The organism is Nonomuraea indica, from assembly GCF_002850745.1.
Taxonomy (GTDB): Bacteria; Actinomycetota; Actinomycetes; order Streptosporangiales; family Streptosporangiaceae; genus Nonomuraea; species Nonomuraea indica.
Genome location: NZ_KZ559480.1, coordinates 1 through 19817 on the forward strand (window position 1 = coordinate 1; position 19817 = coordinate 19817).

16 protein-coding genes are annotated in these 19817 nt (G+C 72.0%); 10 read left to right on the forward strand and 6 right to left on the reverse strand.

What is annotated here, in order from left to right:
• Positions 1-263 precede the first annotated feature (263 nt).
• Positions 264-1424: a TetR/AcrR family transcriptional regulator gene (locus CXR44_RS30040; protein WP_101789522.1), complete on the forward strand. Its 1161-nt coding sequence runs from the start codon at positions 264-266 to the stop codon at positions 1422-1424.
• 131 nt (positions 1425-1555) lie between these two features.
• On the opposite strand, the gene CXR44_RS30045 is transcribed toward CXR44_RS30040, so the two are convergent.
• Positions 1556-2200, reverse strand: a complete 645-nt coding sequence (locus tag CXR44_RS30045; protein WP_180903783.1) for a maleylpyruvate isomerase family mycothiol-dependent enzyme — start codon at positions 2198-2200, stop codon at positions 1556-1558.
• 177 nt (positions 2201-2377) lie between these two features.
• Complete coding sequence (locus CXR44_RS30050; RefSeq protein WP_101789523.1) at positions 2378-3403, reverse strand: glycoside hydrolase family 113 protein; 1026 nt, start codon at positions 3401-3403, stop codon at positions 2378-2380.
• Positions 3404-3506: 103 nt separating this feature from the next.
• On the opposite strand from CXR44_RS30050, the gene CXR44_RS30055 reads away from it, so the two are divergent.
• A complete protein-coding gene (locus tag CXR44_RS30055; RefSeq protein WP_101789524.1) occupies positions 3507-4160 on the forward strand; it encodes a TetR/AcrR family transcriptional regulator in 654 nt (217 codons plus the stop codon).
• Between the two features lie 169 nt (positions 4161-4329).
• On the opposite strand, the gene CXR44_RS30060 is transcribed toward CXR44_RS30055, so the two are convergent.
• Entirely contained in the window at positions 4330-5064 is a 735-nt protein-coding gene (locus tag CXR44_RS30060) for an SDR family oxidoreductase (RefSeq protein WP_101789682.1), read from the reverse strand.
• Positions 5065-5191: 127 nt separating this feature from the next.
• On the opposite strand from CXR44_RS30060, the gene CXR44_RS30065 reads away from it, so the two are divergent.
• Complete coding sequence (locus CXR44_RS30065; protein WP_101789525.1) at positions 5192-6217, forward strand: helix-turn-helix transcriptional regulator; 1026 nt, start codon at positions 5192-5194, stop codon at positions 6215-6217.
• Positions 6218-6335: 118 nt separating this feature from the next.
• Here the strand turns inward: CXR44_RS30065 and CXR44_RS30070 are convergent, their stop codons facing one another.
• Positions 6336-7685 carry a TrkH family potassium uptake protein gene (locus CXR44_RS30070; RefSeq protein ID WP_101789526.1) on the reverse strand — a complete coding sequence of 450 codons (1350 nt, stop codon included), beginning with the start codon at positions 7683-7685 and terminating at the stop codon, positions 6336-6338.
• A gap of 842 nt (positions 7686-8527) precedes the next feature.
• Between CXR44_RS30070 and kdpF the strand changes: the two genes are divergently transcribed.
• From kdpF to CXR44_RS30105, 6 genes are read left to right on the forward strand one after another with little or no spacing between them, the layout of a single operon-like run.
• Positions 8528-8617 (forward strand): K(+)-transporting ATPase subunit F, encoded by a 90-nt coding sequence (kdpF, locus tag CXR44_RS30080; RefSeq protein WP_101789528.1) that lies wholly within the window; start codon positions 8528-8530, stop codon positions 8615-8617.
• Positions 8617-10278: a potassium-transporting ATPase subunit KdpA gene (kdpA, locus tag CXR44_RS30085; RefSeq protein WP_101789529.1), complete on the forward strand. Its 1662-nt coding sequence runs from the start codon at positions 8617-8619 to the stop codon at positions 10276-10278. Before kdpF ends, kdpA begins: the two co-directional genes overlap by 1 nt.
• A 2-nt stretch (positions 10279-10280) precedes the next feature.
• Complete coding sequence (gene kdpB / locus CXR44_RS30090; protein ID WP_101789530.1) at positions 10281-12407, forward strand: potassium-transporting ATPase subunit KdpB; 2127 nt, start codon at positions 10281-10283, stop codon at positions 12405-12407.
• Position 12408: 1 nt separating this feature from the next.
• On the forward strand, positions 12409-13227 hold the full coding sequence (locus CXR44_RS30095) for a potassium-transporting ATPase subunit C (protein WP_101789531.1): 819 nt from the start codon (positions 12409-12411) through the stop codon (positions 13225-13227).
• A 1-nt stretch (position 13228) separates the two neighbouring features.
• The gene (locus tag CXR44_RS30100) at positions 13229-15757 is read left to right on the forward strand and encodes a sensor histidine kinase (protein WP_101789532.1); all 2529 of its coding nucleotides are present in this window, start codon (positions 13229-13231) and stop codon (positions 15755-15757) included.
• 4 nt (positions 15758-15761) lie between these two features.
• Entirely contained in the window at positions 15762-16430 is a 669-nt protein-coding gene (locus CXR44_RS30105) for a response regulator (protein WP_101789533.1), read from the forward strand.
• On the opposite strand, the gene CXR44_RS30110 is transcribed toward CXR44_RS30105, so the two are convergent.
• Positions 16427-17236 carry a CTP synthase C-terminal region-related (seleno)protein gene (locus CXR44_RS30110; protein WP_101789534.1) on the reverse strand — a complete coding sequence of 270 codons (810 nt, stop codon included), beginning with the start codon at positions 17234-17236 and terminating at the stop codon, positions 16427-16429. The genes CXR44_RS30105 and CXR44_RS30110 overlap by 4 nt on opposite strands.
• A 70-nt stretch (positions 17237-17306) precedes the next feature.
• Between CXR44_RS30110 and CXR44_RS30115 the strand changes: the two genes are divergently transcribed.
• A complete protein-coding gene (locus tag CXR44_RS30115) occupies positions 17307-18203 on the forward strand; it encodes a LysR family transcriptional regulator (protein WP_101789535.1) in 897 nt (298 codons plus the stop codon).
• 56 nt (positions 18204-18259) lie between these two features.
• On the opposite strand, the gene CXR44_RS30120 is transcribed toward CXR44_RS30115, so the two are convergent.
• Complete coding sequence (locus CXR44_RS30120; RefSeq protein ID WP_101789536.1) at positions 18260-19723, reverse strand: serine hydrolase domain-containing protein; 1464 nt, start codon at positions 19721-19723, stop codon at positions 18260-18262.
• Positions 19724-19817 lie beyond the last annotated feature (94 nt).

Sequence of the window (19817 nt, forward strand, 5' to 3'; positions counted from 1 at the left end):
GTAACCGCCTCCTTGTGAACATCGCACCATGATCCCGGACGCTTCCGGCGGTGGACGGCGTGCCAGGCTTGATCCGGACCGTCTTCGACAGACCCCTGGGAACAGCGGGTTGCTGTCGCACCTGAACCTACGGCGCGGTGGGCGGTATGGCGTGACAGGCAGCACATGCGCATTGCCCGCCCCGCGCCTCAGATGATCCAATCATTTGGATTGTCACGGTATCCTGGGGCCTCGGGCGCCGCACACGCCGCCGAAGGAGGACGATGGGCCGGCTCACCAGAGCGGAGCTGCAGGAACGCACCAGAGCCCGGGTGCTGGCCGCCGCCCGCGAGGAGTTCGCCGAGCACGGCTACGACGCGGCCCGGATCGACGGCATCGCCGAACGCGCCGAGCTCACCCGCGGCGCCGTCTACTCCAACTTCCCCGGCAAGCGCGCCCTCTACTTCGCCGTCCTGGCCGACCTCGCCGAAGCCGACCGGCCCGGCCCTGCCGACGGCGCGGGGGCGGGGGAGGACCTCACGGTGCCCGGCGTGCTCGCCGCGTTCGCCCGCGCGTGGGTCGCACGGCTGCCGCTGGCCACCGACGACCGCTACGACGACGCCCGGCTGGGCCGGGACCTGATGCCCGTCATCGTCGCCGACGAGCTGACCCGGCGACCGTTCGCCCAGCTCGTCCGGCTCAACGCGCTGCTCCTCGCGCTCGCCCTGGAAAACCTCGCCCCGCACGCGCGGATGGTGCGCCTCGCGCACACGGCCCTCACCCTGCTGCACGGCGCGAGCCGGCTGGCCGCCGCCGCGCCGGGCTTCGTCGAACCGTTCGACGTCGTCACCGCCTGCGGCCGGCTCGCCGACCTGCACCTGGACGACGCCTGGCACCCGCCCGCCACCACCACCCCCGCACTGCCCACCGACGAGGCGTGGACGCCGCCGCCCGCGCGCGACGCGGCACGCGGCGAGCCCGCCCCGCTCGGCGGCGACGGCGTGGTGGCCCTGCTCGGGCTGCACCGGCTCGCCGCCGTCGAGGACGCCGTCCGCGCCGCACCGCCCGGCGCCCGGGTGACGGCCGTGCTGGTCACCGGCGCGGCGGACGAGCTGGCGCCGCTGGCCCGGCTGGCCGTCGCGGACCTGAGCGGCTGCCTGCGCCAGGCCGTTCCCGCCACGGCCTGGCCCCGGCTGCAGGTGGTCCACGATCCTTCCGGCGAGCTGGCCGCGGCGGCGGGGCTGGCCGCCGTCAGCGACGGCACGGAGGCGGCCGTCCGCGTCGAAGGCGGCCGGATCGTGGCCCGCGCCGACGGCCTGGGCGCCTGCCACGCCGCCGCCACCGCCACCGCGACCCCCACCGCGACCGTCACGCCACGCCCTTCCCCGCACCGATCCGCCCACCAGCCGGCCGCACCGGAGCCCCGACCGCCCCGCACCGGCTGACCACCGGCGCGCCCGCCTCACGGGGATCAGCTTGCCAGCCGCCGCGGGACGGGGCCGCACAAGGGTGAGCCGTGGCCCGCAGGATCGGATGAGCGGCAGGACGACGGCCGGCGGGCCGGGAGCCGCCGGGGTCATCTCATGTCGCGCCGATCGCGGAGAATCTCGACGCCGTCGCCGTCGAGTTCGTCGCAGTACACCGAGCGTCCGGTCGTGGCCATCACCAGTGCCAGCGTGGGGCCGGACACCAGCGGGCCGGAGCCCGTGGCGAAAGGGCCGTCGGTGGCGACGAGCCGCAGGCCGGCGATCCGTCTCCTGGCGGCGACGACCAGGTCGGAGCCGCGGTAGTACTCGGCCACCCGGGTGAGGGTCTCGATCGGGTGGTCGCGGCGGATGCCCAGCGGCCGCCGGATGTCCTCGGCATGCACGATCGTCTCACCCAGCATCGCGATGACCGGGAGAGGCGGCTTCGTCGTGCTGGTGATGACGTGGCGGAACCTGTCATGCGTCTCGGACGCGGTCGCGCCCAGCTGCTCGGCCAGCCGCATGGCGACCTGCTTGTCGAAGTCGAACCGGCAGCGGATCACCCCCGCCAGCCAGCGCACGCCGTTGAGGCTCGCGCCCGCGGTGAGGTGGGCCAGCACCTCCCGCACGCTCAGCCCGGCACACAGCGACGGCGTGGCCCACTGCTCGCCGGTCAGACCCGCCAGGTCGTCCGCCAGGGCCGCCCGCTCGGCGTGCACCAGCGGCCAGACGCCGCCGCCGCGGCCGCTCCGCACGCTGGGCGCCGGGCCGGTCAGGTCAGAGGGCCGCTTCTCGTCAGTCACAGGAGTCCTCGCATCGGATCGGTCAGGACGGTCGAAGTGAGGACTCCCGCCAGAAGGCGGAATCGTCGCTGGTCCGAGGATATGCCGACCACAGCCGGCCCCCGCCGGCCGGCTGTCGTCGTGGCGCGCTCAGCCGCGGTAGTACTCGGCCAGGGCGGTGAAGGCGGCCTTGGGCTCCCACCGCATGCCGGGGTAGGTGTCCCCGAGACGGTTGTCGAGGACCTTGACGATGCCGGGACTGGCCAGGTCGAGGTCGTCGCGGGGATCGCCGTCGGGCCGGTGCGGGAAGTCGTCGAGCGCGAAGAGGAAGACGAAGGCGCTGTCGACGCCCGCGGCGTCGTAGATCTCCAGCAGCTCGCGCAGGTATGCGGCCTGGCCGGGCTCGTCACGGACGTACGCGCCGTCCAACCGGACCGGCGCGCCGGTCTCCCGATCGAGTTCGAGGACCTCCAGGACGCGACCGCCCCTGTCGCCCGCGCCGCGGTAGGCGGCGGTCCCGAACTCGGTGATCGCGACCGGCTTCCCCTGCGCCACGAGCGTACGGACGCCCTCGGCGAACCGGTCGGCGACCTCGGCCGACCGGTAGAGATCCACGCCCACGATGTCGAAGGGCGCCCAGTCGACGCGTTCGAGCTGCAGCGCGGCGTAGGTCAGCCTGCCGCCGAATCGTTCGCGGACGCGTGCCACCGCGTCGGCGAGGAAGTCGTTGACCCGTGCGCTGAGCTCACCGACCTGCTCGGCCAGGCGGTCCCGCTGGGCGAGCAGCTGTTCGAGCCGGTCCTCCTGGGTCTCGCCCGGCAGGAATCCCTTGTTCATCAGGCTCAGCTCGGCGCCGGTGACGAACACGACCTCGGCGCCGCGTCGCCGGATCCGTTCCGCCCGCTCGGCGCAGTCGGCGAACAACGCCAGGGTCTCCTCGGTGGTCAGCTCAAGGGGGTAGGGCGAGAACCAGACCTCCAGGCCCAGGTCGGCGGCGTAGGTCGCGGCCACTTCCAGCCGTTCGGGGTCACCGCCGATGACGCGGACCGCGGTGCAGTGCAGGTCGTCCCGGATGATCTCCAGCTCGCGCTTGACCACGTCGGGGTCGAAACGCTCGCGGGAGGACTTTCCGTTGCGCACGAAGCCGGTGTCGTAGCTGATGCCTTTGGCCCTCATGGCTCTGGTCCTTCCTGGGGTGGGGTCGTGGACGCCAGACTAGAGCCAAAAATTGCGTGCACGCAAGTTTGCGTGCACGCATAGAGTCTGGGATGCTGAGACGGTGACGGCACGACGAGCGGGACTACGCGAGCAGAAGAAGCAGGCCACCCGCGAGGCGTTGCGCACGGCGGCCCTGCGACTGGCCCTCGAACGCGGACCCGACAACGTGCGCGTCGACGACATCGCCGAAGCCGCCGGCGTCTCACCAAGGACGTACAACAACTACTTCCCCAGCCGCGAACACGCGATCGTCGCCGCCGTCACCGGCGAACGGGAAGCGCGGATCGCGGCCGCGGTGGCAGACCGGCCCGACGGCGTCGGCCTCGCCGACGCCGTCGTCGAGGCGATCGTGGATCAGTACACCGCCCCGGACGAACCCGCACGCGACGCGCTGCTGCTCATCACCACCCGCCCCACGCTCCGCGACGCCTACGTCGAGGCCGCGAGCGCGATCGAACACCCCCTCACCGACGCGATAGCCGAACGCCTCGGCGACACCGACCCCCACACCGCACGAGTGCTCGCCACGAGCGTGGCCGCCGCGGTCCGCCTCGCGCTCCAGCAATGGCTGCACGCGACCGCCGCGTCCGCGACCGCCGGCGGGCTCGTCGTGCCCTCCGGCTCACTCCCGGACCTCCTTCGCGCCACGCTCGCACCACTCGCGCCCGCGCTCGACGCCGCCGAGCAACGAGCACGCCGCCACCCGCATCGGTGACCCCGGGCCCGGCACATCGCGGCGTCAGGCGCGGCGGCGCCGCCCGGACCACCGGCGCCGCCCAGACGAACGACGCGGAGCCGCGCCAGCGCCGGCACGCAACACCAGCACAGACCATCGGCACAGACCATCAGCACCAGCACCGGCACCAGCACCGGCACCGGGCTGTCTACACCAGCCCGCCGTCCGCCCGCAGGTTCAGACCCGTCAGCCACCCGGCGTCCGGCCCCAGCAGCAACGCCACCACCGCCGCGATGTCAGCCGGCGTCCCCACCCGGCCCAGCGCCGTCATGTGCGCGACCGTCGCCATCACCTCCGCCGACGCGCCCGCCCGCAGCAGATCCGTGTCCGTCGCGCCGGGGGAGACGCAGTTGACGGTGATGCCCCGCCGGCCCAGCTCCCGCGACGCGACCCGGGTCACCTGCTCCAGCGCCGCCTTGCTCGCCGCGTACACCGACTCGCCCGGGCTGGGCCAGGCGGTCCCCGTGGTGGAGATGTTCACGATCCGCCCCCCATCGGCCATCCGCCGCGCCGCCGCCCGCAACGTGAAGTACGCGCCACGCGCGTTGACCGCCATCACCCCGTCGTACACCTGCGGCGTCACCTCCTCGATCGGCGCATGCGCGATGACACCGGCGTTGTTCACCAGTGCCCGCAGCGGCCCGGCCCCCGCAGCGGCGAACACCTCGTCGGCCGCCTCGAACAACCCCTCCACCTGCGCCAGATCCGCCGCGTCCGCCCGAACGGCCGTCGCCCGCCCACCGGCAGCGGCGGCCACCTCCCGCGCCGCCCGCTCATCGGCGACGTAACTGAACACCACCGTCGCCCCGTCCCGCGCCAACCGCTCCACCACGGCCCGCCCGATCCCGCGCGAGCCACCCGTCACCACCACCGCCATGCTCATCGCCACGGCTCCCTTCCCCTGGACGTCATCCGACGACGTCATCCGGCTACGACGCCGTCCGGTACGACGCACACCCTGGCACCCGTTGCGGAAAGCCGACTTCCGCAACGCGCGCGATGATGCCGCCATGAGCGCACGAACCACCCGCGACGCGGCGGCCCGGCTGCTCCGCCTGCTCGCCCTGCTGCAGTCACGCACCGCCTGGTCCGGCCCCGAACTGGCCGAACGCCTCCACGTCAGCACCCGCACGATCCGCGCCGACATCGACCGGCTGCGCGACCTCGGCTACCCCGTCGCGGCCACCACCGGAACCGCCGGCGGCTACCGGCTCGGCCCTGGCGCCCGCCTGCCACCCCTGCTCCTCGACGACGACGAGGCCGTCGCGGTCGCGCTCGCCCTGCGCACCGCCGGCACCGCCACCCCGATCAGCACCGGCGCCCCGCTCGGCGGGGGAGCGGCGCCCGGCATCGAGGAGACCTCGCTGCGCGCCCTGGCCAAACTCGAACAACTCCTGCCGGCCCGGCTGCGCCCCCGCCTGGCCGCGCTGGCCGCCTACACGCTGCCCGCACCCCCCGGCGGCGGACCGGCCGTCGAGGCCGACCTGCTGGCCACGCTGGCCGGAGCCTGCCGCGACCGGCGACGGCTGCGCTTCGACTACCGCGACCACAACGACACCACCACCGTCCGCGACACCGAGCCGCACCGCCTGGTATGCGCCGGGCGCCGCTGGTACCTCCTCGCCTGGGACGTCGGCCGCGACGCCTGGCGCACCTTCCGCGTCGACCGGCTCACCCCCCGCACCCCGCCCGGCCCGCCGTTCACCCCCCGGCCGCTCCCGGACGGCGACGCCATCTCCTACGTCACCAAGGGCGTCGCGTCCGTCCTTGGCCCCTGCCGCACCATCGCGACCGTCCAGGCACCCGCCGAGGTCGTCGCCGAACGCATCCCGCCCGTCGCCCGCGTCGAACACCTCGACGCCGGCACCTGCCTGCTGCACATCGGCGCGAACACGCCGCTGCTGCTCGCCGCCTACCTGGTCGCGCTCGGCCTCGACTTCACCGTCGAAGGCCCACCCGAACTCCTGGACCGGCTCAGGGACGTCGCCGCACGCTCCACCGCAGCCCTCCCGCCCGGCCGGGGCACCACCCCATGAGGCCTTCGAGGAGGCCGAGTGTAGAGATCAGCGGGTCAACGGCGGGCTCACCCTCCACAGCGCGGCCAGCGCGGCGGCGCCCGATGCCGAGTTCACCACGACCGGGCCGCTGTTCCTGTCAGCCGACGATGACCCTTTCCTCCGGCAGCTGATAGCGGCGCGTCCGATTCTGCAACGCCAGCGCCGAGCCCAGCGTCAGCGGGCCGGTCCTGCCGACGAACATGAGCAGCACCAGCAGCACCTGACCGGCCGGGCCGGTGTCGGCGGTGATGCCGGTGGACAGCCCGACCGTCGCGAACGCCGACACCACCTCGAACAGCACCCGGTCCAGGTTATGCGGGGTGAGGACGAGCAGCAGGTAGGTGGAGACGGCGACCAGGGCCACACCGACCAGGCTGATCGAGATGGCCTGGCGCTGCGCGGCCTGCGGCAGGCGGCGGTGGCCGATGTTCACGTCCGGCTCGCCGCGCATCTCCGCCCAGATGACGAACGCCAGCAGCCCGAACGTGGTCACCTTGATGCCGCCGGCCGTGCCGGCGCTGCCGCCTCCGATGAACATCAGCAGGTCGGTCACCAGCCAGCTGGAGGGGTACATGCCGGCGATGTCCAGGCTGTTGAAGCCGGCGGTGCGCGGCATGACGGCGGTGAAGAACGCCGCCAGCAGCTTGCCTCCTCCGTCCAGTTCCCCCAGCGTCCTGGGGTTGCGCCACTCGGTGATCAGGAACGCCAGCGTGCCGGCCGCGAGCAGGATCACCGTGACGCCTACGGTGATCCGGGTCAGCACCGACCAGCGGCTCGGGCGCCGCCAGGCGCGGGACAGCTCGAATATCACCGGGAAGCCGAGTCCGCCCACGATCACCGCGCCGGCGATGGTCAGGCAGATCCACGGGTCGGTGACGAACCGCATCAGGTTGTCGGGCCACAACCCGAATCCGGCGTTGTTGAACGCCGACACCGCGTGGAACACCCCGAGGTAGACGGCCCTGCCGAACGGCTCCCCATAACCGAGCAGAAAACGCCCGGTGAGCACCACTGCGGTGATCGCCTCACAGGCGAGGCTGAACAGGACCACGTTACGCACCAGCCGCCGCACGTCGCTCAGGCTCAGCGCCTTCGTCTCGGCCTGTGCGAACATACGTACCCGCAGGCCGAGTTGGCCGGAGACCAGAACGGTGAACAGCGTCGCCAGCGTCATGATCCCGAGCCCGCCGATCTGGATCAGCCCGGCGATCACCACCTCGCCGAAAGCAGACCAGTGGGTCTCGGTGTCCACGACCACCAGACCGGTGACGCACACCGCTGATGTCGAGGTGAACAGGGCGGTCAGCCAGCCCGCCGACTGCCCCGACTCGGTGGCGATCGGCAGGGTGAGCAGGGCAGTACCGATCAGAACCGCCACCCCGAACCCGGTGACGATCACCTGGGCCGGATGCTGAAACCGATCAAGGATCCCGGTCCGCCGTCTCATGCCGCACGCTCACGTACACGGAGCCCACCAAAGCACGCCGCCGCGCCCTGTCCGCCAGCGCCCTGGCCGCGGGCGGACAGGGCACGGACCGGAGATGTTGGCGAGGGCAGTGCGACACTGATCGAGAACCTGTCTGGCACGCGGCCTCGATCGTGAACCCACCGGCTTCGAACGGCGCCTCCTCCGGCCGACCGTTCCGCCCGCACCATACAGGTCACCCTTCACCAAGATCCCGCAAAGACGCATCGCACCCTACCCAGGCCGCACGGGCGGCGGACCAGGTTAGGGCGTCAAGAAAACGTATGAATCGCAGACCGGCCGGCACGGGCGGGAAGGGGCCATCCGTTGGGGGCGTGGTGACGCCACCGTTCGCCCGGTTTCTCTGACCGCTCTTCTGCCCACCGGTCAGGGGCCCGGCGGGAGGGTCCGCCACGACGCCGGCCACGTGGCGACCGCCGAAGAGGAAGACCGCGACACGGACATCGGGAGATCGCGTCCGTCCACGAGTCCTCCGCAGGTGGGCTCGCCCCTGTTTCCCACCCCGCGCTGCCGGTCCCGATCTTGACGGCGTCCATGCGGGTGGCAGGCGACCGATGACGTGATGTCGACGAGCCGGGGCGTAGCCAGGGCATCAATATTCGGCTCGCAGCCGTATGGAATCCGTCATGAGCGGCAAAACCCCTCAAATCTCGGGGTTGGCTTGGGCCGCGGTCGCCCGGCCAGGCGCGACCCGAAGAAACATGTCCAGATGGAGGAGTGGGGATGGCCGACGTCATCTTCGTTGCCCTGACGATCGCGGTGTTCGTGGTCCTGGGGCTGGTCGTCAAGGCGGTGGAGCGGCTGTGAGCGCCGTCAACGCCGCCGGTCTCGTCGTGGTCACCAGTCTGGTGATCTTCATGGTCGTGGCCCTGCTGTTCCCGGAGCGTTTCTGATGCCGCCGACCCTGGCGGGGATCCTGTTCATCGCGTCCCTGCTCCTCGCTCTCGCGCTCTGCCACAAGCCTCTGGGCGACTACATGTACCGCGTCTACACCGGCGCCAAGCACAACGCCGTGGAGCGGGTGATCTACCGGCTCGTCGGTGTCCAGCCCGACGGCGAGCAGCGCTGGGGCGTCTACGCCCGCAGCGTGCTCGCCTTCTCGCTGATCTCGATCCTGTTCCTGTACGCCCTGCAGCGCCTGCAGAACCATCTGTACCTGTCTCTCGGGATGCAGCCGGTGGAGCCCGCACTGGCCTGGAACACCGCGGTCAGTTTCGTCACGAACACCAACTGGCAGGCCTACTCCGGCGAGTCGACCATGGGCCACCTGGTGCAGACCGCGGGCCTGGCCGTGCAGAACTTCGTCTCCGCGGCCGTCGGCATGGCGGTGGCGATCACCGTGGTGCGCGGCTTCGCCCGCACGAAGACCGACATGCTCGGCAACTTCTGGGTGGATCTGGTCCGCGGCACGATCCGCATCCTGCTGCCGATCTCGTTCGTCGCCGCGCTGGTGCTCACCGCGGGAGGGGCGATCCAGACCTTCGCCGATCACAGCACGTGGACCACCCTGGCGGGCGGCCACCAGACGTTCACCCCGGGCGCGGTCGCCTCGCAGGAGGCGATCAAGGACCTGGGCACGAACGGCGGTGGCATCTTCAACGTCAACTCGGCCCACCCGTTCGAGAACCCCACGTCGTGGACGAACTGGCTGGAGATCTTCCTGCTGCTGGTGATCGCGTTCAGCCTGCCGCGCACGTTCGGCCGCATGGTCGGCGACCACCGGCAGGGCTACGCGATCGTCGCCGTCATGGGCTCCATCGCGGTGATCAGCATCGGCCTGACGAACTGGGCGGAGCTGAGCGCGGGCGGCACCGTCCCGCAAGCGATCGGCGCGGCGCTGGAGGGCCGCGAGGCGCGCTTCGGCACGTCCAACTCGGCCATGTTCGCCTCGGCGACGACGCTGACCAGCACGGGTTCGGTGGACTCCTTCCACGACTCCTACACCGCGCTGGGCGGCGGCATGCTGATCTTCAACATGCTGCTCGGCGAGGTGGCCCCCGGCGGGGCCGGTGCCGGCCTGTACGGCATCCTGATCCTGGCCGTGATCACGGTGTTCGTCGCGGGCCTGATGGTCGGCCGGACCCCCGAATACCTCGGGAAGAAGATCGGCGCCCGGGAGATCAAACTCGCCTCGCTGTACTTCCTCATCACCCCGACGCTGGTGCTGCTCGGCACGGCCGCGGCGATGGCCACCGAGGCCGGCCGCTCGGCGATGCTGAACTCCGGCCCGCACGGGCTGTCGGAACTCCTGTACGCCTACACCAGCGCGTCCAACAACAACGGCTCGGCCTTCGCCGGAGTCAGCGTCAACACCACCTTCCACAACACCACGCTGGGCCTGTGCATGGCCTTCGGCCGGTTCGTGCCGATCGTGCCGGCCCTGGCGCTGGCGGGCTCGCTGGCTCGGCAGGCGCCGGTTCCGGCCTCGGCCGGCACGCTGCCGACCCATCGGCCGCAGTTCGTCGGCATGGTGGTCGGCGTGACGATCATCCTGGTGGCGCTCACGTTCCTCCCGGCGCTGGCGCTCGGGCCGCTCGCGGAAGGAATCCACTAGACATGTCGACGCACGTGCTCCCATCGCCGGGTAAGGCGCCGGCACCCAGGAAGGACCGCCGGGTCGGCGGCGGCCTGCTCGACCCCGAACAGATGATCCGATCGCTGCCGGACGCGCTGGCGAAGCTCAACCCGGTCACCATGTGGCGCAACCCGGTGATGTTCACCGTCGAGATCGGCGCCGTCTTCACGACCGCCCTGGCCATCGCCGACCCATCGTGGTTCGCCTGGGCGATCGTGGTGTGGCTGTGGCTGACCGTCATCTTCGCCAATCTGGCCGAGGCGGTCGCCGAGGGCCGCGGCAAGGCGCAGGCCGCCACGTTGCGCGCGGCCAAGCGCGACACGACCGCCCGCCGGCTCAGGAGCCGCGACGACCGCACCCGGTGGGACCTGATCGGCGCGTCCGAGCTCCAGCAGGGCGACCACGTGATCGTCGAGGCCGGGGAGACCGTCCCCGGTGACGGCGACGTCATCGACGGCATCGCCAGCGTGGACGAGTCGGCCATCACCGGCGAGTCCGCCCCCGTCATCCGAGAGTCCGGCGGCGACCGCTCGGCCGTGACCGGCGGCACCAAGGTGCTGTCCGACCAGATCATCGTGCGGATCACCCAGAAACCCGGTGAGAGCTTCGTGGACCGCATGATCGCCCTCGTGGAGGGCGCGAACCGGCAGAAAACCCCGAACGAGATCGCCCTCAACATCCTGCTCGCCGCCCTGACGATCATCTTCCTGGTCGCCACCGCGACCATGCAGCCCCTGGCCATCTTCTCCAAGGCGGTCAACCCGGGCGTACCCGACTCCCTGGCCCTGACAGATGACGGCGTGACCGGAATCGTCCTGGTGTCGCTGGTCGTCTGCCTGATCCCGACGACGATCGGCGCGCTGCTGTCGGCCATCGGCATCGCCGGCATGGACCGCCTGGTGCAGCGCAACGTGCTGGCCATGTCCGGCCGCGCGGTCGAGGCCGCCGGTGATGTGTCCACGCTGCTGCTGGACAAGACCGGTACGATCACGCTCGGCAACCGGCAGGCGTCGGAGTTCGTCCCGGTGAACGGCATCACCGAGAGAGAACTCGCCGAGGCGGCACAGCTGTCGAGCCTGGCCGACGAGACGCCCGAGGGCCGCTCGATCGTGGTCCACGCCAAACAGGCCTACGGGCTGCGCGAACGCCGGCCGGGCGAACTGGCCCACGCCGCATGGGTGCCGTTCACCGCGCAGACCCGCATGTCCGGGGTCGACCTGGACGGCCGCGAGATACGCAAGGGCGCCGCCACCGCGGTCATGAAGTGGGTCCGCGACACCGGCGGCCACCCGACCGACGAGGTCGGGCACCTGGTGGACGGCATCTCCGCCTCCGGCGGCACACCGCTGGTGGTGGCGGAGAAGGGCCGCGTGCTGGGGGTGGTGCACCTCAAGGACGTGGTCAAGGAAGGCATGCGGGAGCGGTTCGACGAGATGCGCCGGATGGGCATCCGCACCATCATGATCACCGGCGACAACCCCCTGACCGCCAAGGCCATCGCCGACGAGGCCGGAGTGGACGACTTCCTGGCCGAGGCCACCCCCGAGGACAAGCTGGCGCTGATCAGAAAGGAACAGAAGGGCGGCCGCCTGGTCGCCATGACCGGCGACGGCACCAACGACGCCCCCGCCCTGGCCCAGTCCGACGTCGGCGTGGCCATGAACACCGGCACCAGCGCCGCCAAGGAGGCCGGGAACATGGTGGACCTGGACTCCAACCCGACCAAGCTCATCGAGATCGTCCAGATCGGCAAGCAGATGCTGATCACCCGCGGCGCCCTGACGACCTTCTCGATCGCCAACGACATCGCCAAGTACTTCGCGATCATCCCGGCGATGTTCGCGGCGGTCCACCCGGGCCTGGACGCGCTCAACATCATGCGCCTGGCCGGCCCCCAGTCGGCCATCCTCGCCGCGGTGATCTTCAACGCCCTGGTCATCATCGCGCTCATCCCGCTCGCCCTGCGCGGCGTGCGCTACCGGCCCTCCAGCGCCTCGAAGCTGCTCTCACGCAACCTGTACGTCTACGGCCTGGGCGGGATCGTGGTCCCGTTCATCGGCATCAAGCTCATCGATCTGCTGATCCAGTTCCTCCCGGGGATGTCATAAAATGGACCGCATGCCCAGCTGGGTCCGCCAGCACGTCGCCGCCCTGCGGGCGCTGCTCGTGCTCACGGTGGCCACCGGCGTCATCTACCCGCTCCTCGCCACCGGGGTGGCGCAGGCGCTGTTCAACGGCCAGGCCAACGGCTCACTGGTGGAGAAGGACGGCAGGACCGTCGGCAGCGCGCTGATCGGCCAGTCCTTCACCGACGCCGACGGCAAGGCGATCAGGACATACTTCCAGTCCCGCCCGTCGGCGGCCGGTGACGGCTACGACCCCACCTCCACCAGCGCCGGCAACCTCGGCCCCGAGGACGTCATCGACCTGCCGGACCGCACGTCGCTGCTCACCGACGTGTGCGCGCGGTCGAAAGCGGCCGGGCAACTGGAGGGCGTCAGTGGCGCCCGCCCCTACTGCACCCCCGACGGGGTCGGCGCGGTGCTGAAGGTCTTCCCCGACCGCGCCGTCAGCGTCAACCAGCTCTGCCCCGCCACCCCGTTCATCGCCGCCCACCAGGGGCTGAAGGTGGAGTGCGCCCGGCCCGGCGAGAACTATGCGGCAGGCAGGACCGTGCCCGTGCGCGGGAACGTGACCACGGTCGCCGTCCCCGCCGACGCCGTCACGGCCAGCGCCTCCGGGCTCGACCCACACATCTCCCTCGTCTACGCCCAGCTGCAGGCACCGCGCGTGGCCCGGGAGCGTGGCCTGCCGCTCGAGCAGGTGAAGGCACTGATCGACGAGCACACCACGGGCCGTGCGCTGGGCTTCATGGGCGAGCCGGTGGTGCACGTGCTCAAGCTCAACCTCGCCCTCGACGGGGCCTGAGATGCGGGGGCGGCTGCGGGTCTACCTCGGGGCGGCCCCCGGGGTGGGCAAGACGTACGCGATGCTCGGCGAAGGCTGGCGCGGCCTGGAGCGCGGCCGGGACGTGGTCGTCGGCTTCGTCGAGACCCACGGCCGCGCCCGCACCGCTGCCCTGCTGGACGGAATGGAGATCATCCCCCGCAAGACGATCGCCTACCGGGGCGCCACGTTCACCGAACTCGACGTGGACGCGGTCATCGCGCGCCGGCCGAAAGTCGCGCTGATCGACGAGCTGGCCCACACCAACGTGCCCGGCTCGAAGAACGCCAAGCGCTGGCAGGACATCGACGAGATCCTGAACGCCGGCATCCACGTCATCTCCACGGTCAACATCCAGCACCTGGAATCCGTGAACGACGTCGTGCGACAGATCACCGGCATCCCCCAGCGCGAGACCGTCCCCGACGAGGTGGTACGGCGGGCCGACCAGATCGAGCTGGTCGACATGTCCCCCGAGGCGCTGCGCCGCCGCATGGCGCACGGCAACGTCTACGCGCCCGAAAAAGTCGATGCCGCGCTGTCGAACTACTTCCGCGTCGGCAACCTCACCGCGCTGCGCGAGCTGGCCCTGCTGTGGGTGGCGGGCAAGGTGGACGAGCAGCTCGACCGCTACCGCGCCGAACACGGCATCGCCGGCACCTGGGAGGCGCGCGAACGGGTGGTGGTCGCGCTGACCGGCGGCTCGGAAGGCGACACCCTGGTACGGCGGGCCGCCCGCATCGCCACCCGCACCAAGGGCGCCGACCTGCTCGCCGTGCACGTCACCCGCGCCGACGGGCTGGCCGGCGGCGACCCGGCCAGCCTGGCCCGCCAGCGCGCCCTGGTGGAAAGCATGGGCGGCACCTACCACCAGGTCGTCGGCGACGACATCCCGCGCGCGCTGCTCGACTTCGCCCGCGGCGTCAACGCCACCCAACTGGTCCTCGGCGCATCCAGGCGCGGCCGCTTCGCCCAGCTGCTGTCGCGCGGGGTGGGGGTGGAGACCACCGCCCTGTCCGGCTCCATCGACGTCCACCTCGTCACCCACGAGGAGATCAAGAAGGGACGCTCACGACCCGCACGCTCACAAGCCGTCCTGACCCGCAAGCGCCGCCTTGCCGGTTGGACCGCGGCACTCCTGGGCCTGCCCGCCCTCACCGCCGTCCTGAACGCGATCGGCGACGTGCTGTCCCTGCCCAGCCAGATCCTGGCCTTCCTGGTCGCCGTCATCGGGGTGGCCCTGCTGGGCGGCCTGTGGCCGGCCATCACGGCGGCCGTCGGCGGGTTCCTGCTGCTCAACTTCTTCTTCACCAACCCCTACCGCACCCTGATCATCTACGACCCCGAGGTGCTGCTCGCCCTCGTCGTCTTCGTCGTGGTGGCCGTCGCGGTCAGCGCCATCGTCGACCTGGCGGCCCGCCGTACCCGAGAGGCGGCGCGCGCGAGCGCGGACGCCGAAGTGCTGTCCACCCTGGCTGGGCACGTGCTGCGCGGCGAGCACGCGCTGGCCTCGCTGCTGGCCAGGCTCCGCGAAACCTTCGCCCTGACCTCGGTCACCCTGCTGGAACGCCGCCTGCCCGCCGGCGGCGAGAAGCAGAACGAGCCGGACGCCTGGCAGATCGTCGCCACCGCCGGCGGCCCCCCGTGCGCCTTCCCCGCCGCCGCCGACAGCGACGTCACCATCGACGAGGACCTCGTCCTGGCGCTGCGCGGCCGGCTGCTCGACGCCAGCGACCGGCGGGTGCTGGAGGCGTTCGCCGCCGAGGCCGCCATCGCCCTGCGGCAGGAGCGGCTGCGCGCCGAGGCGGAACGCGCCAAACCGCTGGCCGAGGCCGACAAGATGCGCACCGCCCTGCTGGCCGCCGTCAGCCACGACCTGCGCACCCCGCTCGCTTCCGCCAAAGCCGCCGTCGAGAGTCTGCGCAGCACCGACATCGACTGGTCCCCGCACGATCGCGAAGAGCTGCTGGCCACCGCTGACGAGTCGCTGGAGCGGCTGGACCGGCTGGTGGAGAACCTGCTGGACATGAGCCGCCTGCAAGCCGGAGCACTCGGCCTGTCCCTGCAGCCCATCGCCCTGGACGAGGTCGCCCCTCGCGCCATCGGCGACCTCGGCCCGCTCGCCGACCGCATCCACAGCGACATCTCCGCCGACCTGCCCGAGATCTCCGCGGACCCGGCGCTCCTGGAACGGGTGCTGGTCAACCTGATGGCCAACGCCGTCCGCTACAACTCATCGCAGGAACACGTCCTCCTCGGTGCCAGCCGGCACGGTGACCACGTGGAGATCAGGGTCGTCGACCGCGGGCCCGGCATCCCCGCCGAGGATCATGATCGGATCTTCCTGCCCTTCCAGCGGCTCGGCGACCGCGACAATCACTCCGGCGTCGGCCTCGGGCTCGCCCTGTCCCGCGGGCTCACCGAGGCCATGGGCGGCACCCTCGTTCCCGAGGAAACACCAGGCGGAGGACTCACCATGATCATCCGAATGCCGATCCAGCCGGCGCGGTGACGGCATGACCAAAATCCTCGTCGTCGACGACGAACCCCAGATCCTGCGCACGCTCCGCATCAACCTGACCGCCCGCCACTACGAGGTCGCGGTCGCCGCCGACGGCGGCCAGGCACTGCGCCAGGCCGCCGACTGGCACCCCGACCTGATCGTCCTCGACCTCGGCCTTCCCGACATCGACGGTGTGGAGGTCATTCACGGCCTGCGCGGCTGGACCGAGATCCCCATCGTCGTCCTGTCAGGCCGAGCAGGAAGCCAAGACAAGATCGACGCCCTGGACGCCGGAGCCGACGACTACGTCACCAAACCGTTCAGCGTCGGGGAACTGCTGGCCCGCATCCGGGCCGTCTCCCGGCGCACCACGGCCCACGACACCGAACTCGCCCACATCCAGGTCGGCGACCACACCGTCGACCTGACCAGCAAGAGCATCTCCCACGGCATCCGGCTCACTCCCACGGAATGGCACATCCTGGAGATCCTCCTGCGCAACCCCGGCAAGCTCATCCCGCAGCGCTACCTGCTCAGCGAGGTATGGGGCGGCAACTACGTCACGGAGACCCATTACCTGCGCCAATACATGGCCCAGCTCCGCAAGAAACTCGAACGTGACCCCTCCCGCCCGGTCCACCTGATCACCGAACCGGGCATGGGGTACCGCTTCAATCCCTAGCAGCCCGCCCCGGCCAGGCCAGGGCCTTCCGTGGTGGTCACGCCGAGCTCGGCGGCCGGGCGTCGCGCGCCGGCCGGCGTGTCCAGCGCGCTGACCGGCCCGACCCGCGCCGCCCGCCCGGCACGCGCCGCCACCGCCGCCGCGAACGCCGCGATCACCGGATGCGCCCGGCCGCCGTCACCGGACAACTCCGGCTGGAACAACGTGGCCAGGAAGAACGGATGCGACGGCAGCTCGGCCACCCGCACCGCCCCGTCCCCGGCGTGCCCGGAGAACTCCAGCCCATGCTCCTCCAGCACACGCTCGTAGAGCGGGTTCAGCCCATAGGAGCAGTTGTAGACCTCCACGGTCGTACCCGCCCCCATGATCCGCTCGATCAGCGAACCGGGCGACAGCCGCACCAGCCCCTCGTGCCCGGCCAGCGAGCACTCCAGCGGCGTCAGCAGGAACTCCCGCGCCCCCGGCTCGTTCTCCGCATGCGCCACGTCCAGCCCGCACACGTTCCGCGCGTACTCCAGCAGCATGTGATGGAACCCCCCGCACGTCCCCAGGAACGGGATGCCGCACTCCCTCGCCGTGCGCGCCGCCGCCACCGCCCCCTCCTCGCTGAGGTACGGGCTGCCGGGCAGCATCCAGATCCCGTCGAAACGCTCCAGCCCGCCGGCATCGGACGCGGCGTCGGCCGTGGGAACCCAGTACGCGTCCAGCACGACACCGTCACGCCGGCGCAACGCCTCCAGCAGCGACGGGACGCGGACGTGCGAACGGACACCGGGGGAGCGGTCACCGACCAGAGCGATTCTCATGCCCCCATCCTCACGCCCACCCCCGCTTCACCGCCAACGATGATTCCCGGACCTGCTATAAGGGACACTGATGGACCCTCATCTGCTGCGCACCTTCGTCACCGTCGCCCGCACCGGCTCCTTCTCCGCCGCGGCCGCACAGCTCGGCTACACCCAGTCAGCGGTCTCCCAGCAGATCGCCGCCCTCGAAAGCGACCTCGGCCTGCCCCTGCTGCACCGCCGCCCCGTCACCCCCACCGAAGCCGGCGCCCGGCTGCTCGACCACGCCGAACCCCTGCTGCTGCGCCTGCGCGCCGCCCGCGCCGACGTGCTGCGCACCGCCGCGACGCCCGCCCACCGGCTCACCCTCGCCGCCACACCGCTGGCGCTCAACGCCCGCCTCGCCGTACGGCTCGCCCGCGCCCGCGCCGCCCAGCCACGACTGGAGATCACCGTACGCACCTGCGCGCGCGAGGAGGTGGCCCGGCAGGTGACCGGCGGGGAGGCAGCGATGGGGCTGACCGACGGCATCGCCGCCCCCAGCGACCCCCTGCCGCCGCCCGACGCGGGCCCGATCACCATCGTCGGCGTGTCGGAGGAGAGCCTCGTCGTCGCCCTGCCCGCCGACCACCCGCTGGCCGACCGGCCGGGGCTGCGCCTGGCCGACCTCGTCGACGCCCGCTGGCTGCAGACCACGCTGTGCCCCGTGCAACGGCTGCGCCACCTGGCGGGCGACGGCTTCCCCGTGGCGCTCGACTACACCGGCGACGACGTGCACACCGTGCTCAACCTCGTCGCCGCCGGCCACGGGCTCACCCTGCTCCCCGCCTCCGTACTGGCCACGCCCGCCCCGGCCACCTCCGTACTGGCCACGCCCGCCGGCCGGGGCGTGCCGCTGTCGGCGCCCCGGCTGGTCCACCGGGTGGAACTGCTGCACGCCACCCTGCCCGCCGGCCCCGCCGCCCGCCTGGCAGCCGACCTGTCATGACGACGCAGGAACCCCGACGCGGACCGCCCCGGACGCGGCCCGCCCCGGACGCGACCTCAGCCCTCGCCGGAGGTCCGCCACCCCGCCACCCCGCCCGGCACGGGCGCGTCCCCGTCGTACGGAGCCCGGGTGAACACGAACGTGTTGACATCCAGGTGATCAGCCGCCGCCCGCAGCGTCTCACCCGCGTAGTAGCCGTCCAACCCCACCCACGTCCCGTCCGCGCGCGGCACGAACCTCGACGCCCGGCCACCCCCGCCGACCGGCGCCAGCGACAGCCACCCGCCCGGCAGCAGCCGCAACGTGTACGGGGTCGGCCCCCAGTGCCACAACCCCGTCAACGCCAGCAACCCCGGATCGACCGCCGACGGCGCCCACTCCTCAGGCAGCCGCGGCTCGTACTCCTCCAGGATGTCCAGCAGATCCACCGTCAGCGAACGGCTCACCCCCGACGTCGTGTTGGCCAGATACAGCACCCCCACCCCGTCGGCCGGATCCGCCCACACCGTCGCCAGGAACCCCGGCATCGACCCCGTGTGCCCCGCCAGCCGGCGACCGGCATGCCGGGTCAGCTGCAGGCCGAGCCCGTACCCGCCGGTCCAGGCGTCACCGTCGTCCACCGTGGCCGGCTCCCGCATCTCCGCCAGCGTCTCCGCCGCCAGCACACCCCCCGTCTCACCCGCGCAGAACGCCGCCCACCGCGCCAGGTCCGCGGCACTCGACCACAACTGCCCGGCCGGCGCCATCGCCGCCGCGTCATGCTCCGGCTCCGGTAGCAGCACGTCGGCGTACGGATGGACGGCATAACCGGTCGCGTGCGGAACCCGGGGCCGCTCGGTCGTGGCCCGCATCCCCAGCGGCTCCAGCACCTCCTCGCGCACCGCCTCCAGCCACGGCACCCCCCGCAGCCGGGCGACCAGCTCGCCCAGCAGCGCGTACCCCACGTTGCTGTAGTGGTAGCGGCGGCCCGGCCGATGCCTGACGTGCCCGCCGTCCAGCCGCGCCATCAGCTCGGGCACCGCGACGCCGGGCGTGCGCTCCCACCACCCGGTCGGCGGCTCGGCGGTCAGCCCGCCGGTGTGCGACAGCAACTGCGCCACCGTCACCTCACCCATCAGCGTCTCGGGCAGATGCCGGCCGACCGGGTCGAGCAGGTCGAGCCGGCCCTCGTCACGCAGCCGCATCACCACCACCGCGACCAGCGACTTGGTGATCGACCCCAGCCGGTACTGGGTACGCCAGGTCGGCCGCTCACCCTCCACCAGCCCCCGCGCCCCGAACCAGGCGACGCGGCCGTCACGCACGACCGCCGCGACGATCGACGGCACCCGGTTCTGCGCCTGTTCGACGGCCAGCCGCCGCAGCAGCGCCCGCCCGGTCGCCGCCCCCACCCAGCCCACGCCACCCTCCCGCGGACCGGCCCCCACCACGCCACCTGCCGTGCCGTCCGCTGTGCCGTTCGCCGTGCCCTCGGGGGAGTGGCCCGTCCCGTTCTCGCTCGCTCCGCGCCCTGCGTCCATGGCCGCACAGCCTAGCGCCGGCCCACCCGCCACCCACGATGATCGTCCCCACGCCGCCCCGAGCGCCGGCAGGTGCTCTACGCTGGCCCGGGAG

Bases quoted from the DNA above. Each gene is read 5' to 3' on its own strand.
- CXR44_RS30115 (WP_101789535.1), top strand. From the start codon at position 17,307: ATGGACCCTCATCTGCTGCGCACCTTCGTCACCGTCGCCCGCACCGGC.
- CXR44_RS30105 (WP_101789533.1), top strand. From the start codon at position 15,762: ATGACCAAAATCCTCGTCGTCGACGACGAACCCCAGATCCTGCGCACG.
- CXR44_RS30120 (WP_101789536.1), bottom strand. From the start codon at position 19,723: ATGGACGCAGGGCGCGGAGCGAGCGAGAACGGGACGGGCCACTCCCCC.
- CXR44_RS30050 (WP_101789523.1), bottom strand. From the start codon at position 3,403: ATGAGGGCCAAAGGCATCAGCTACGACACCGGCTTCGTGCGCAACGGA.
- CXR44_RS30060 (WP_101789682.1), bottom strand. From the start codon at position 5,064: ATGAGCATGGCGGTGGTGGTGACGGGTGGCTCGCGCGGGATCGGGCGG.
- CXR44_RS30110 (WP_101789534.1), bottom strand. From the start codon at position 17,236: ATGAGAATCGCTCTGGTCGGTGACCGCTCCCCCGGTGTCCGTTCGCAC.
- kdpA (WP_101789529.1), top strand. From the start codon at position 8,617: ATGCCGCCGACCCTGGCGGGGATCCTGTTCATCGCGTCCCTGCTCCTC.
- CXR44_RS30070 (WP_101789526.1), bottom strand. From the start codon at position 7,685: ATGAGACGGCGGACCGGGATCCTTGATCGGTTTCAGCATCCGGCCCAG.
- CXR44_RS30065 (WP_101789525.1), top strand. From the start codon at position 5,192: ATGAGCGCACGAACCACCCGCGACGCGGCGGCCCGGCTGCTCCGCCTG.
- CXR44_RS30100 (WP_101789532.1), top strand. From the start codon at position 13,229: ATGCGGGGGCGGCTGCGGGTCTACCTCGGGGCGGCCCCCGGGGTGGGC.
- kdpB (WP_101789530.1), top strand. From the start codon at position 10,281: ATGTCGACGCACGTGCTCCCATCGCCGGGTAAGGCGCCGGCACCCAGG.
- CXR44_RS30040 (WP_101789522.1), top strand. From the start codon at position 264: ATGGGCCGGCTCACCAGAGCGGAGCTGCAGGAACGCACCAGAGCCCGG.
- CXR44_RS30095 (WP_101789531.1), top strand. From the start codon at position 12,409: ATGGACCGCATGCCCAGCTGGGTCCGCCAGCACGTCGCCGCCCTGCGG.